Origin of the sequence: Dactylosporangium sp. CS-047395 (assembly GCF_050942185.1) — a bacterium.
GTDB lineage: Bacteria > Actinomycetota > Actinomycetes > Mycobacteriales > Micromonosporaceae > Dactylosporangium.
The window spans coordinates 9,771,021-9,785,135 of record NZ_CP192015.1 but is presented as its reverse complement, the minus strand read 5'-3'; the positions used below and the strand labels follow the sequence as shown (position 1 = coordinate 9,785,135).

13 protein-coding genes are annotated in these 14,115 nt (G+C 70.7%); 6 read left to right on the top strand and 7 right to left on the bottom strand.

Annotated features, from left to right (window positions below):
• Positions 1–78: 78 nt before the first annotated feature.
• Positions 79–795, bottom strand: a complete 717-nt coding sequence (locus tag ACQP00_RS45725; protein WP_433209707.1) for a lysozyme — start codon at positions 793–795, stop codon at positions 79–81.
• Positions 796–925: 130 nt separating this feature from the next.
• Complete coding sequence (locus ACQP00_RS45720) at positions 926–2,530, bottom strand: glucuronyl esterase domain-containing protein (protein WP_433209705.1); 1,605 nt, start codon at positions 2,528–2,530, stop codon at positions 926–928.
• 170 nt (positions 2,531–2,700) lie between these two features.
• Here ACQP00_RS45720 and ACQP00_RS45715 point away from each other — a divergent pair, with 170 nt between their 5' ends.
• A complete protein-coding gene (locus ACQP00_RS45715; protein WP_433209703.1) occupies positions 2,701–2,955 on the top strand; it encodes a three-helix bundle dimerization domain-containing protein in 255 nt (84 codons plus the stop codon).
• Between the two features lie 4 nt (positions 2,956–2,959).
• Here ACQP00_RS45715 and ACQP00_RS45710 read toward each other — a convergent pair whose 3' ends face one another.
• The gene (locus tag ACQP00_RS45710) at positions 2,960–3,598 is read right to left on the bottom strand and encodes a macro domain-containing protein (RefSeq protein WP_433209701.1); all 639 of its coding nucleotides are present in this window, start codon (positions 3,596–3,598) and stop codon (positions 2,960–2,962) included.
• A gap of 78 nt (positions 3,599–3,676) precedes the next feature.
• On the opposite strand from ACQP00_RS45710, the gene ACQP00_RS45705 reads away from it, so the two are divergent.
• Positions 3,677–5,242, top strand: a complete 1,566-nt coding sequence (locus tag ACQP00_RS45705; protein WP_433209699.1) for an ADP-ribosyltransferase domain-containing protein — start codon at positions 3,677–3,679, stop codon at positions 5,240–5,242.
• Between the two features lie 3 nt (positions 5,243–5,245).
• Here ACQP00_RS45705 and ACQP00_RS45700 read toward each other — a convergent pair whose 3' ends face one another.
• Positions 5,246–6,445 carry a beta-ketoacyl-[acyl-carrier-protein] synthase family protein gene (locus tag ACQP00_RS45700; RefSeq protein WP_433224232.1) on the bottom strand — a complete coding sequence of 400 codons (1,200 nt, stop codon included), beginning with the start codon at positions 6,443–6,445 and terminating at the stop codon, positions 5,246–5,248.
• A gap of 74 nt (positions 6,446–6,519) precedes the next feature.
• On the opposite strand from ACQP00_RS45700, the gene ACQP00_RS45695 reads away from it, so the two are divergent.
• Positions 6,520–7,101 (top strand): TetR/AcrR family transcriptional regulator C-terminal domain-containing protein, encoded by a 582-nt coding sequence (locus ACQP00_RS45695; protein WP_433209697.1) that lies wholly within the window; start codon positions 6,520–6,522, stop codon positions 7,099–7,101.
• A gap of 27 nt (positions 7,102–7,128) precedes the next feature.
• Here the strand turns inward: ACQP00_RS45695 and ACQP00_RS45690 are convergent, their stop codons facing one another.
• Positions 7,129–8,562: a pentapeptide repeat-containing protein gene (locus ACQP00_RS45690; RefSeq protein ID WP_433209695.1), complete on the bottom strand. Its 1,434-nt coding sequence runs from the start codon at positions 8,560–8,562 to the stop codon at positions 7,129–7,131.
• 361 nt (positions 8,563–8,923) lie between these two features.
• Here ACQP00_RS45690 and ACQP00_RS45685 point away from each other — a divergent pair, with 361 nt between their 5' ends.
• The 3 genes from ACQP00_RS45685 to ACQP00_RS45675 all read left to right on the top strand — a co-directional run bounded on the left by ACQP00_RS45685 (position 8,924) and on the right by ACQP00_RS45675 (position 12,599).
• Complete coding sequence (locus ACQP00_RS45685; protein WP_433209693.1) at positions 8,924–10,852, top strand: SIR2 family protein; 1,929 nt, start codon at positions 8,924–8,926, stop codon at positions 10,850–10,852.
• 165 nt (positions 10,853–11,017) lie between these two features.
• A complete protein-coding gene (locus tag ACQP00_RS45680; protein WP_433209691.1) occupies positions 11,018–11,896 on the top strand; it encodes a radical SAM protein in 879 nt (292 codons plus the stop codon).
• 7 nt (positions 11,897–11,903) lie between these two features.
• Positions 11,904–12,599, top strand: a complete 696-nt coding sequence (locus ACQP00_RS45675) for an HAD family hydrolase (protein ID WP_433209689.1) — start codon at positions 11,904–11,906, stop codon at positions 12,597–12,599.
• A 12-nt stretch (positions 12,600–12,611) separates the two neighbouring features.
• On the opposite strand, the gene ACQP00_RS45670 is transcribed toward ACQP00_RS45675, so the two are convergent.
• Together ACQP00_RS45670 and ACQP00_RS45665 are read right to left on the bottom strand one after the other, a co-directional pair.
• Entirely contained in the window at positions 12,612–13,514 is a 903-nt protein-coding gene (locus tag ACQP00_RS45670; RefSeq protein WP_433209687.1) for an MBL fold metallo-hydrolase, read from the bottom strand.
• A 10-nt stretch (positions 13,515–13,524) separates the two neighbouring features.
• Positions 13,525–14,091, bottom strand: a complete 567-nt coding sequence (locus tag ACQP00_RS45665; RefSeq protein ID WP_433209685.1) for a TetR/AcrR family transcriptional regulator — start codon at positions 14,089–14,091, stop codon at positions 13,525–13,527.
• Positions 14,092–14,115: the final 24 nt, after the last annotated feature.

Below are 14,115 nucleotides of genomic sequence, written 5' to 3'. Positions count from 1 at the left end.
CCATGGGCCCGCTTCTCGAAACCTGACCGAAGCAAAACTGACTGAAGCAGAACTGACACAAGCAGAACTGGCCGAAGCTCAGCAGGCGCCGTTACAGGCCAGGGCCTTGAGTCGGTCCAGCGCGCCGTTCCACTGGTTCGAGTCGCCGGCGAAGGGGCCGCTGCTGGAGTACTGCCAGAACGACCAAGTCGGCGCGCCCGCCGGAAGGGTGCCGGGGCTGCTGCTGTACCGCGCGAGCCACAGCGGCGAGTTGGCCCAGAAGCCGCTGTAGTTGCCGGTGCACGAGGTCCACCAGTCCGTGGTCGTGTAGATGACCGCCCATCGGCCGGTGCGCGTGTGGTACTGGTTCAGGAACGCCCGGATCCAGCTCACCATGGCCGACTGGGACAGCCCGTAGCAGGTCGCGCCGTACGGGTTGTACTCGATGTCGAGCGCGCCCGGCAGGGTCTTGCCGTCCTTGGACCAGCCGCCGCCGTGCGCGATGAAGTAGTCCGCCTGGGCCGCGCCGCCGCCGCCGTTGGGGATCGCGAAGTGGTAGGAGCCGCGGATCATCCCGATGTTGTACGAGCCGTTGTACTGCTGGGCGAAGTACGGGTTGGTGTAGTACGTGCCCTCGGTCGCCTTGATGTAGGCGAACCGTGAGCCGGCGCTCCACTGCGCCGACCAGTTGACGTTGCCCTGGTGACCCGACACGTCCTGGCCGTACGTCACGGTCGCGGCCTGCGCCGGCGAGCCGATGAGCACCGTGGCGACCAGGGCGAGCGCCGTGAGTAGGGCGAGCCTTCGTACCGACACACTGCCTCCTTGTGGGAAAGACCTTCGCCGATTAGCTCACGGACGTCGGAAACCTTCAATAGGTGAACGTCGAAGTCTCGGGTACGGCAAAGGGCCCGGCGGATGTGCCGCCGGGCCCCTTGGACGAGCGCTATCGGGCCGTGCAGGTCCCGGTCAGGCCGGTGGCCGTGCCGGTGCCCTGGAAGCCGAACTCGGTGTACTGGCCGGCGGGAACCGTGCCGTTGTACTGCACGTTGCCGAAACTGCTCCCGCTCCGCGTGGCGTTCCAAACGTTGACTATCGTCAACGTTGACGAAAGTGTGGTATTTACCGTCCACCCGTTGATCTGGGTTGATCCGGCCGTCACGCGCACGGTCGCCACGAAGCCGCCGTTCCACTGGTTCAGCGAAACGGTTGCGGTGCAGCCGCCGGGCGGCGCGCTCGACCCGGACGGGGAGACCGACGCGGAGGCCGAGGGAGAGGCCGAGGCCGAGGCGGACGGCGTTGGGCTGGAAGTGCCGCCCCCGAGCGAAGGCGTCGCCCAGTCGCGCCATTCGGCGAGGTTGCCCGACGCCTTCGACGAGACGTGGAACGAGCCGGCGGCACTGCCGGACTTCAGCAGGTACCGCTGAATGTTCTGTTGCAAGGGCGTGCGCCACTCCGGCCGGTTCGCGCAGTGATTGCCGTCCTGGATGTCGGACCAGTAGGTGATGCTGTCACCGGCCCCGAGCGCCTTGTAGACCTCCGCGCCGCCGAGGGCCGCCACGCTCGCGGATTTCGGGCCGAGGTTCGCGATGTGCGGGTTGTCCATGATGAACAGCCCGCGCGGGGCCACCATGGCGACCATCTCATGCGTGTCGACCGGGAGCCGGTTCGGGCTGCCCGTGAACGTTCCGAACGCGTCGCCGAGCCAGGGCTGCTCGCCGTACGCGCTGCTCAGGCTCTGCGCGCCCTCGCCCGGGATGCCGCGGAAGATGGGCACGCCCGCACTGCCCGACTCGATCGGCATGGTGAGCTGGATGCGCTGGTCGAACGCGCCGATGACGAACGCGCCCTTGCCGAAGCGCGAGCAGCCGGTCACCCCGGTCGCGTCGCCGCGCAGGACGCTGCCGCCGGACTGCTCGATCACGTCGATGAGCCGGCTCACGCCCCACGCCCAGGCCATGAGCAGCCCGGTACTGCTGTTCGCCCCGTAGATCGAGTAGAACGCGCCCTGCTTGTTCGTGCGCGGCGTGCCCTCCTTGCCCACGGCGTACGGGTCGTAGGTGATGACCGCGGCGCCCGCGGCCTTGATGGCGGCCGTGTCCGCGCCGAACCCGCCGAGCACGAAGACCGCCGGGAACGGCCCGGTCCCGCTGGGCACGTCGACGGCGGCGGAGAAGCTCGCCGACTTCCCGGCGTTGGAGACGTTGACGGTGATCGAGGTCCGGGACACGGTACCGGTGACGCTTTGTGGTTTTGCGGGTTTCTCGCCATAGACGAACTTCTCGGCCAGGCGCTTGATCTCCTCGCGCCGGCACGTCCAGTCGGACTTGTTCGCGATGCGCGTGCCATCGATTCGCTTGAACGGATCGGGCAGCTTCGCGTTCGTCGGCAGCGAACCGGCGTCGGGCAGGGCCGGCACCGCGCAGTTCGCGCCCTCGTCCTCGACGCCCGCACTGGCCGCGACGGCGTCGGGGGAGTGCACGATCTGCAGTCCCGCCCCCGCGAACAGGGCGGCGACCGCGACGAGGGCGAGCGTCAGGCGGATCTTCACCAGGGCTCTCCTTCCGGAAGGTATCCGGTGGGGCGGGCCGGATGTAAATGTTGCGCCGAGGGTCGGGCAACATTTCGAAGCCTGTCAAGGTCCGGTCCCGGCGGTGCTGCTCACCCGGTGTTCGAGGCGTGGAAGTTACGGGTAACCCGACGCGCAAGGAGGTGCAGACAATGTCCGAGCACGACGGGGTCGCCCATCTCGGCGACATCGAAACGGCGCTGCAACGTGAGATCACGATCGTGCAGGAGCGTTTTCCGGACGCCCCGGCCGGCGAGGTCGAGCGGGTCGTCCGCGATACCTACCACGAGCTGCTGAGCGAGGCCGAGGTGGAGACGCACGTGCTGTCGCTCACCCGGCACCAGGTCGTGGAACGGCTGGTCGCGCGCGGCTACCCGCTCCACGAACCGGTGCTGGGCGAGGGCTGAGCGATCAGCGACGGCGACGGGCCGCCGGTGGGGTGATCCGCACCCGTTCGGTGGCCGGCCGCGACTCGATGTCGCCGAGCTGCTCGCTCACGGTCGCGCGCAGCTCGGCGTAGTCGTCGAACGCGCTCTCGCGGAACAGCGTGTAACCGGCCCACATGAGGTTCGCGCACACCTGCGCGGGGACCTGGCCGGTCGCCGCACCCATGCCCACGAGGGCCACCGACGAAATACCAGGCTGCATTTGTACCGCCTGAAAGGCCGCCGCACACGCCAGCGCGACGTTGAGCGTGTGCCGCACGTTCTCCGCCTGCGTGTGCATGGTCGGCGCGGCGATGAGGTACTTCGGGTTCTCCGCCCCCGACGGCACGCACACCGCGGCCCCGATCGGCAGCTCCCCGCCGAACTCGTCGCGGATCGCCCGCTTGACGCGCAGCTGGATCCCCGGCCCGAGGTGCCGCAGGATCACCGCGTCGACCCCGCCGCTCATGATGCCGTGCGAGTTGGTCGGCGTGACCCAGGCGTCGACGTGCTGGTTGAGGATCGAGCCCTTCACGATCTCGACGTCCGGCTCGTCCGCGAACGCCGACATCCAGGCCTGCACGACCTTCGCGTTGATGTCGCTGAGTACCACCCGCACGGTCATGTGCTCACTCCAGTTTCGGTGTCGCCGGACGCACCCGGTACGGTGCGGTGTCCACAGTGGAACCTGAGGGAGGGTACATTGAGCGACACCGACGACCCGCTGGGCCTCACCGAGCTCTTCGACGGCGGCGGCGAGCCGTGGCTTCCGCTGCTGCGACCGGTCATCGAGGCGCAACCGGACGCGGCCGGGTTCATCGGGCCGAAGCGCAGCCCGCAGATCGTGCCGGTGCGGGAGCTCACCTTCCAGGCGCTCAAGCCGAACCCGCCGCACAAGTGGAAGGTCGTCGTCTTCGGCCAGAACCCGTATCCGCGCCCCGAGAGCGCGACGGGCATCGCGATGTTCGACAACACGTTCCACGACTGGGCCGACAGCCAGTTCGGCCGGGTCGTGAGCATCCGCTGCATCATCAAGGCGGCGGCGATGTGGAAGTACGGCATCCCGAAGAAGACGCCCATCGCCGACATTCGCAAGCTGCTCAAACAGCACGACACGGTGCCGCCGCCGGAGTGGTTCTCGTCGATGCTGACCCAGGGCGTGCTGCTGCTGAACGCCTCGCTGACGGCCGATGCGGACGGCGACCGCGGTACCGATGCGCACACCGGCTTCTGGCGCCCGGTCGTGGAGCGGATCGTCGAGGAGATCCTGCGGGCCAAGCAGGACGCGGCCGAGGAGGACCGCGGCGTCGTCTTCGCCTGGTGGGGCGCGCACGCCCGCGGCCTCAAGTCGCTGGTCACCCGGCTGCAGCGGAAGTACCCGGGCGTCGAGGTGCGCCACCTCGACCACCCGAACCCGGCCGCGCAGGGCGACATCTTCTGCGACAACGAGCACTTCGCGACCGTCAACGAGGCCCTGCGCTCGCTCGGCGCGGACGAGATCGACTGGCTGCCGAGCACCGGCTGGAACGCGCACCAGGACCCCGCGGCCGAGCGCATGGGCGCGTTCATCACCTCGACCATGGAACTGCATCGGCTGTACCTCGAGCGCCTGGAAAGCGTCAAGGACGAGGGCCTCGCGCTGCCGGTGATCACCGGGGTCTTCGACACGCCGCTGCTGGACTTCCGCAAGGCGGTCGCGCCCGCGGCCGGGGTCCTGCGCGGGCTGGACGGGCACGTCGAGGCGTCCCAGGCGTTCGGCGCGTCCCGCGGGCACGAGGGCAGCCTGAGCGCCGACGAGGCGGCCGCGCTCTATCTGTACACCTGTGAGTCCGCGTTCTACCGCCAGATCAACGCCACGCTGCGCGATCCCGACCGGAGCCGGCTGGAGCCGTACCTGCCCTACCTGCGCCTGCTCTTCTCGGCCGTGTCGCGCCTGCCCGCGCGCCGCGAGCCGGTCTGGCGGGGCGTGCGGATGGATCTGCGGCGGCAGTACCCGATGGGCCAGACCGTCACCTGGTGGGGCGTGTCGTCGTGCACGTCGAGCCTGAGCGTGGCCCGGTCGTTCATGGGCGGCAGCGGCAAGCGGACCCTGTTCGAGGTCGTGCCGCTGCGCGCCGTCGGGATCCGCAGGTACTCGGCCTTCACGGGCGAGGAGGAGTTCATCCTGACGCCGGGTACGCAGCTGACCGTGACCGACGTGCAGGCCGAGCGGAGCGGGTTGTGCACGGTACGACTGACCGAACTGGAGACGCAGACGCAGATCAGCTGAGCGTCAGGCGGTGAACAGCAGCGACACGTTGAGGCCGCCGAAGCCGAACGAGTTGCACACCGCCGCGCGCATGGGCAGCTCCCGGGGTGCGCCGGCCACGACGTCGAGCGTCACCTCGGGCGCCTTGTCCTCCAGGTTGAGCGTCGGCGGCACGACGCCGCGGGCCACCGACAGCAGCGTCACGATGCTCTCCACCGCCCCCGCCGCGCCGACCAGGTGACCTAGCGCGGACTTCGGCGCCGTCAGCACCACGTCGTCGCCGAGGGCCCGCTGGATCGCCGCCGCCTCGCCCAGGTCGCCGACGACCGTCGAGGTGGCGTGGCAGTTGACGTGGGCCACGTCGGCCGCGGACAGCCCGGCGTCGGCGACCGCGCGGCGGATGGCCCGGACCTGACCGGCACCACTCGGGTCCGGCCCCGTGATGTGGTACGCGTCCGAGGTCACGCCCACCCCCGCCAGCCGCCCGTGCACCGTCGCCCCGCGCGCGGCCGCGTGCTCGGCACGCTCCAGGATCACGATCCCGGCCCCCTCGCCCATCACGAACCCGTCCCGGCCGGTGTCGAACGGCCGCGACGCGCGCTCGGGCTCGTCGTTGCGCTTGGACAGCGTGCGCGCCTGCGCGAATCCGGCCAGCGTCAGCGGCGTGATGGCCGCCTCCGACCCGCCCGCGATCACCACGTCGGCCTCGCCGAGCCGGATCAGCCGCGCGCCCAGCGCGATCGCCTCCGCGCCCGAGGCGCAGGCCGACACGGGCGTGTACACGCCGGCGTGCGCGCCGAACTCGATGCTCACCCAGGCGGCCGGCCCGTTCGGCATGAGCATCGGCACGGTCAGCGGCGAGACCTTGCCCGGCCCCTTCTCCTCCAGCAGATCGTCCTGGGCCAGCAGCGTGCTCACCCCGCCGATCCCGGTCCCGATGACGACGGCCAGCCGCTCCGAGTCCACCTCCGGCGCGCCCGCGTGCTGCCAGGCCTGCTGCGCCGCGACGAGGGCGGCCTGCTCGCACCGGTCCATCCGCCGCGCCTGCACCCGGGTCAGCAGCGTGTCCGGCGAGACGGCCATGGTGGCGCCGATGCGCACGGGCAGCTCGTCCAGCACCCCGCTCGGCAGCAGGTGATCGATGCGCCCCACGCCCGACTTCCCGCTCAGCAGCCCCTGCCAGAGCGACTCGACGTCCCCGCCGAGCGGCGACAGGGCCCCCATGCCGGTGACAACAACGTCCACGTTTCCTCCCGGGTCGATTGTCGCCCCTTACTTGTACCGTATACAAATATCCCATGTCCATCAGCGAACCGGCCCGGGCCCGCGGCCGCCGCACCCGCGCGCGCATCCTCCAGTGCGCAGCCGGCCTCTTCGCCGAACACGGAGCCGCCGGCGTGAGCGTGGCCACCATCGCCCGCGCCGCCGAGGCCTATCCGCACCAGATCACGTACTACTTCGGCTCCAAGGACGGCCTGTTCCTGCACGCCGCCCTGTCCACGCTGCTGCGCGAGGCGGCCAGGCTGGAATCGGTCGGCCGCCGCACCCGCACCCCGGCCACCTTCCGCTCCGCCCTGGCCCGCACGGCGCTGGCCCTGCCGTCCATCCCACGGGCCGTGCAGGCCATGGCTATTGCCCGCGAGCGCCCGGAGTTACATGCCACCGCGCAGCTGTACCTCACGATCCTGTTCCGTCAGGCCGAGCACTACCTGCTCGACCTGCTGGACCGCCGCTCCTGGGCCGTGGACCGCCCCCCGGCCGTCGAGGTCCGCACGTTCTGGAGCGCCGTTTTGGGCGCCCGCCTCATCGCCGACTCGGGCCACGGCGGCCGCCCGGCCGACGTCGACCTGGCCGGCCTCCTGACCGTCCGCGCCCGCTGACCTCCTGCGACCCGCAACAATCCGGCGTCAGGCGTGATCCGGGCCGTCGTCGTCGACGAGCGTCGCGCCGGCGTCGCCCGGCCGGATCGACACACGCCAGCCCGACGGCCAGTGCGAGCGCGCCCGGTGATGCTCGTCGGCGGTGATCCGCCAGCGCTCGAAGACCGGCTCTCCGTCGAACGCGCAGTCCGCGAACGAGATCACCCCGGCCAGCTGGACATTGCGGAACGTCCCGTCCGTGATCGAGGCGTGCTCGAAGTGGGCGGCATCCTCGAACCGCACCCCGTCGAACGACGCGTACTGCCGCAACGCGGCGCCGCGCAGCATGACGGCCCCCGCGAACCGGGCGGCGCGGAACGTGACGCCCGCGTCGAAATGCGTGTCGCTGAAGTGCGCGCCGCTGCCGAACACGACGTCGATGAGCTCGGCCGGACCCTCGAAGCGCGCCTCGTCGAACTCGGCCGGCCCGTCGAACTTCGCCTCGGAGAAATCGGCGGCGGCGCGGAACCGGGCGCCGGCGAAGGCCGCCTCGTGCCCGCACGTCGCCGCGGCGAAATCGACGCCGTCCGCGAACTCGCTGCCGGCGAACGAGACGCGCTGGTGGAACTTCGCACCGGCGAATCCGGCGGCGGCGTGGAACCGCAGCCCGGCGAAGTCGGCCCGGTCGGCGAACTGGGCCCCGGCGAACGAGGCGGCGCCCGTCACCGCCGCGCCGGCGAAGGTGGCCGGTCCGCTGAACATGGTGCCGTCGCACTTGAGCGAGCGAGCGATGGTCGTGCCCGCGAACGAGCACTCACCGGTGAACAGGGTCCGCCGGAAGTCGGCGTGGCGGAGGGTGCCGCGGGTGAGCGTCCAGCCGGTGAGCACCGTGCCGCTCAGGTCGAGGTCGATGTCGCACCAGGCCTCGTCGTTGCCGTCGTCGGCCGACAGCCGCTGCATCAGGATGCGCTGCGCCGTCAGCCGGACCTGGTTGTCCATCCGCGGGTCGGATGAGGGCGCGTCGGCCTGCGGGTCCTCCGGCACCGCGTCGTCCGGCAACCGCAGGCAGGCGCACAGGATGTTGACGATCGTCTGCCGCTGGTCCTCGTTCTCCTGGGCGAGGCGCTCCAGCGCGTAGAGGCTGCCGAGGCGGACCACGGCGTTGGCCGACCCGAGCTGCTCCACGGCCTTCGTGTAGAGCTCGGTCACCTGCCGCTGCTGCTGGTCCTGCTCGGTCGAGTTCTGGGTGCGCTCGGCGAGCCACTGCCGGCGCATGGCGATCAGCAGCGCCACGAAGCCGCCGGTGCCGGCGGCCAGCGAGAGGCCGGTCCGGACGCCGTCGATGCGCAGCCGGGCCACCGTGTCGCGATCGCGGGCCCGGTTGGCCTGGGCCACGAGGAGCGTGGTGCCGACCACCCCGGCCACGAGCGTGCCACCGATCATGAGGGCGACGGCCCAGCGCGGCACCGGCTCCAGCGGCACCCGCCGTCCGTTCGCCTTCACCGGTTGCGGCCGTCTATGCCTGAATCGCAGCGCCAGCGCCAGCAATGCGAGCGTCAGCACACCGAATGCCAGCGGCACGGGATTTCCGGAAAGGCTCGCCCAAATGGCTCGCCAGGCCGTCGGCCAATTGGGTGAAATCGCGGAGACGACGGCTGCGGTCGCCGTTGCGATGGCGCCCGCGAGCAGGACCTTCGAACGAGTTCCGCGCTGCTGCATGCACTGAGCGTCGGGCATCGGCCGCATTCGCACCAGCGTCCATGTGTCTCGACATCGATCGCTGTTCTGACTAGGCTTTTCCGGTTCCAGCCGCTATCGGTCAGCGCTTTGAAGGAACGAAACGTTGCCGGATGAAAGCCTCCGCAGTCTGACTGCGTTACTGAAGGCCCTGCTGACCGCCAAGGACGACCGGCGGCTCGTCGTCCTGCTCGGCGCCGGCGTCGCCGTGCCGATGGTGAACGAGGTCGCCCAGCTGACCCTGGACGCGCGCACCTACGCTGACCGGCGGTTCCCGGACCGCTCCACCGCGGTCGATCCCAACGAGGCCAACCGCCCGCTGCAGGTCCTGCGCGGCGATCAGCAGGCGCGCATCGTCGACTACGTCGAGGCGCTGGACCTGATCCGGCGGGTCGCCAACTCGAGCGGCGTGTCGGCGTTCCTGCAGGAGGCGGTCCTGCGCGCCCGCTCGGCGCCGGGGAAACGCGAGGCGTTCAACCGGCTGCTGCAGTCGAAGGACGGCTGGGAGCTCAACGACGGGCTCCGGGCGTTCGGCGAACTCTTGCAGCAGCACCGCGACAAGATCTCCCGGATCGTGCTGACCACCAACTTCGACCCGTTGATCGAGGTCGCGCTGCGGCAGGCGGGTCTGGACGTGGACACCTACGCGGTCGCCGCCAATCACGACGAACCTCCGGCCGGGCTCGCGACTGACCCGGACCGCTGGACCGTCGTACACCTGCACGGCGACACCAGGACCTCCACGGTGCACGATCCCAACGCGATCGGCGGCCGTCCGCGTCCCCGGCTCGAGGAGTGGCTCGCCGGGCAGTTGCGCGGCGCGCACCTGCTGGTGGTCGGGTACAGCGGCTGGGACGGCATGGTGCAGCGGGTCCTGCGCGACCGGCTCGGCCAGGCCGGCACCGGCCACGGCGGGCCCGTCACGGAGGTCTCCTGGGCCGTGTACGAGGACGCGGTCAAGCACGCCTACGTGGACCCGAAGCTGGCCGACTTCTTCACCGACTTCCGGGTGCGCGGGGTCAGCGCGTTCTACCGCGTCGACCACAACCAGCTGTTCCCGGCGCTGGTCGAGCGGCCGACCACGCCCTTCTTCGACCTGGCCAGGCGGCTCAACTCCACGTACCGGTTCGGATGGAGCGGGGTGTCCGCGGACCTCGCGCCGGCGCTCATCTTCTGGCCGCACCGGCTGCGCGCGCCGCACCTCATCCACGGCGTCCACGCGCTCGCGGCGGTGCTGTTCAGCAAGCTCGGCGTGCCGGTCGAACTGCACCTCGACGACACGGAGATGACCCCGGCGTACGCGAACCGGAAGGCGGCCGAGTTCGAGGCCGCGGTCAACAACTGGTTCGCCGCCTGCGGTGCGCCGGAGCGGCCGGTGATTCGCCGGGTGACCGAGCTGCTCAAGGAGTTCACGGACGAACAGCGTGGGCAGAGGCTGTGGCAGATCACGACCGAGCTGTTCTCGGCGACGAACTCGGCGTTCGAGACGCTCGTCGCGACGAAGGTGGTGACCGCGGAACTGGACAGCGTGACGGTCAATCCGATCCCGGCCCATCGGTTGCTGCGACCGGTCTTCACCTGGGCGGCGCTCGAGGACTCGATCGGCCGCCACCAGGTCACGCGGCAGGACGCGGTGGTGACGCTGGGCGGCATCGACGAGCAGCCGATGTGGGATCTCTGGCAGGCGCGCCCCGATGCGGTACCAGTGGCGAGCGTCTTCGTCCCGCGGCTGGAAAGCCCTACAGAAGGGGCAAATCTGTGGAAGTATCAGGAACTGCAGCATCGGGACATCGAGTACGGCCGAATGGATCTGGAACGGCTGCTGGTCCGATCGGCCCGTTCGGGTGAACCGGGCCGGGCACTGGTGCGGTGGATGATCAACGCCGCGCGCCTGGCCGAGGAGGCGGGTGCGCTGCGCGCCGGGCGCACCGCGGCAATCGCGATGGAGCTGCCCGACGACACGATCGAAAGCGATTGCGCCACCCTTGCGGACGCAATAGCCGAGTGGTTCTACTATGACGGCAACCTCGGATAGGTCGAGAAAAACGTTCTCAATCGGACTCTAGGTGAGGAAGCCTTGACTACCGGTTTACGTGAGCTTCCTTTCGTTTCGCACACTGTCGCCGACCAGGCCTTCAACGTGCACAGTGTTGATCTTTATGTGGTATCGACGTGTACCCGCAGGTGCACGTTCTGCTTTTTGTCTGATGATTTCCTGGACAGCCGGACGGCCATGTCACTCGAAATGGTCGACGGCATCATCAAATGGGCGACAGATCGGCGGATCGACGAGATCACCGTTCTTGGCGGCGAACCGGCGTCCCACCGTCAATTCGCCGACATTCTCGTCGCGGCGCGGCGGCACGGCCGCACCGTCCGCACGGTGACCAACGGCAGCCGGCGCTTCCAGCGCGCCCTGGCCGACGACCGGGTCCGGGAGTCGTTGAACCGGGTCGCGGTCAGCCTGGACTCCGCTGATCCCGCGGTGTGCGACCGGTTGCGCGGCGCGGGCGCCTACGCCGATGCGATGGCGACGATCGAGCTGTTGCGCGGATGCGGCATTCCGTTCGACATCAACTGCACCGTGCTGCGGTCCGGCCTCGACGGCTTCGAGCGGATGCTGCCCCTGGCTGAGCAGTTGGGCGCCGACCGGCTCAACGTGCACTGGTTCTCGGCGGTCGGCCGGGCGCGCCGGCACGCCGTCGGTGAGTCGGTGACCCCCGCCGAGTGGCACAAGCAGGTGCTGAACGTCGTCGCCGAGTACAGCTCGCCCCGCCCCGGTTACGTCGTCGACTGCGAGCTGGGCTACCAGTTCGGCATGGGCGGTGAGCAGCCGGCGATGTGCGCCGTGCAGGACCGGACCAACCTGCAGTTCTTCCCCAGTGGCGCGGTCTTCGGCTGCGGGCTGCTGGTCGAGGACGAGGAGCGCAGCGGCTATGTCTGGCGGGACGGTGCGCTGCACGTCCGCCCCGGCCGCACGGAACTGGCGCAGACCGAGGGGCGCTGTGGCCGGTGTCCGCTGCGGGACACCGCGGACGGCTACGAACCCCTTTGCATCTACAACCGGTACGTGCCATAACGGTGGCATGGACGCGGTACCCGGGCCGCCCTGGAGCCCGAAGGTCGTCATCTTCGACGTCTTCAACACGCTCGTGCAGCCGCGCACCGGCCACGAGGAGACATTCGCGCTCGGACTGAGCCGCTACGGCGTGGCGGGCGTGGCCGATGCCCTGCTCCGCCTGCAGCAGCTCAGCGAGGCGTTCGACCACACACCGCACTCGGCGTCGCGCGAGACGTACGAGCAATGGGCGCGGGCGGCGCTGTCCCGGATCCTGCCGGGCATCGACGTCGACGACCCGGCCGTCATCCCCGCGCTCGAGCAACTGCATCAGGCGCCGATGGAGCCGCGGCCGGGCGTCCTGGCCCTGCTCGACGTGCTCCAGCGGCGCGGCGTCCGGCTCGCGGCGTGCAGCAACTGGGGCTGGGACCTCGAGACCGACCTGGCCGGCTGCGGACTCGCCGAGCGGTTCGACGTCCTGGTCACCTCCGCGCGGGCCGGCGTGCGCAAACCGCACCCGGGCATCTACCGGCACGTGCTCACCGCATGTGCGTGCGCGCCGCATGAGGCGCTCTTCGTCGGCGACAGCCTGACCTCGGACGTCGAGGGGCCGCTGGCCGTCGGCATTCCGGCGGTGCACCTGGTGCATCGCGGAGCGAGTGCCGCTCGATGGTGGATCGGGTCGCTGGCGGACCTTCCGGCCCTGCTCGCCGCGCCGGCGTGACGGCGGCGGTGGTCAGGGGGCGTTGACGGTCGTCGGCATCGGGCCGCCGCGCCAGGTGACGGTGTCCTGGAGGGCGGCGATCAGGTCCAGGGGCGTGCCCGCGCGGTCGGCGTACTCGCGGTGCAGGTTCAGGACCAGCCGTTCCGCGTCCGCCCAGGCCGCGAACTCGCCCAGGTCGGCCGCGCGGGCCGCCGCCAAGGGGGTCAGGTCGGGGCGGGCCGCGGAGAGGACGAACTCGTAGTACCGGCGGAGGTTGACGAATGCGGCGGTGATCTCGGGGCCGTGCAGGACCGGGCCGTGGCCGGGCACCAGGTGGGCCGGGTCCAGGGCGGCCATCCAGTCCAGGGCCCGCAGCGCCCCCGTGACCGAGCCCATGAGGACCAGCGGGGTCAGGCCGTTGAAGACCAGGTCGCCGGCGAACAGGACGCGCTCGGCCGGGAGCCAGGCCACGAGGTCGCCGGTGGTGTGGGCCGGGCCGCCGGGGTGCAGCAGGTCGATCCGCGTGCCGGCGGCTTCGATGGTCAGGCGGTCGCGTACCGACACGTCCGGGACCCGGCGGGTGACCGCGCCCCAGTCCGGGACCGGGGACCAGAACGGCGGGCAGCCGTCGATGATGGGGTCGGTGCGCAGCCCCTCGCGCATCTGTTCGTGGCCGAACAGGACCGTGGTGCGGGGGAGGAGGCTGTTGCCGTACGTGTGGTCGCCGTGCTGGTGGGTGTTGACCGCCATGCGCACCGGGCGTCCGGGTGCGGCCTGCTCGACGGCGGCCAGGAAGCGGCGGGTCCGTGCCTCCGTGGCGCAGGTGTCGACCACGAACACGTCGTCCGGGCCGGCGACCGCTCCGGCGTTGTTGACCCACCAGGTGCCGTCGGGCTGTACCCAGGCGTAGACCCCGGGGGCGACAGACTCCAGCATGAGGGCGAGCCTAGCGAGCGGCCGGCCAGGTGGTCAGGGCGCGGTCCAGGGCGTCGAGGATCAGCGACCAGCTGGTGTCCAGGTCGCGCGCGTGGTGGAAGCCGCCGTCCGTTTCCAGGTGCAGGAAGCCGTGCATCGTGGAGTACACGAAGCGGACGGCGTCGATGGCGCGCGTCTCCTCCAGGCCGTAGCCGCGCAGGAGGGTCGCGCAGCCCTGGACGATGCGCGCCTGGGCCGCGGCGCCGTCCGGGTCGGTCAGCGGGCGCACGGTCGCGGCGTAGCGGCCGGGGTGGGCGACGACCCAGGTGCGCAGGGCGCCGGCGTAGGCGATCAGCGCCGGCCGGCCCGTGCGGCCCTCCAGTGCCTCGCCCAGCCGGTCGGCGAGCTCGTCGGTGGCCAGCCCGGCGACGGCGTCGAGCAGGTCGGGCACGCCGCGGACGTGCTCGTAGAGGCTGGGCACCGCCACGCCGAGCCGGCGGGCGAGGGCGGTCATCGTCACGTGGTCGATGCCCACCTCGTCGGCCATTTCGAGCGCGGCGGTGCACACATGTGCTCGTGTGAGACCGGCCCGTACCATCCGGACAAGACTAGACAGTCGTCG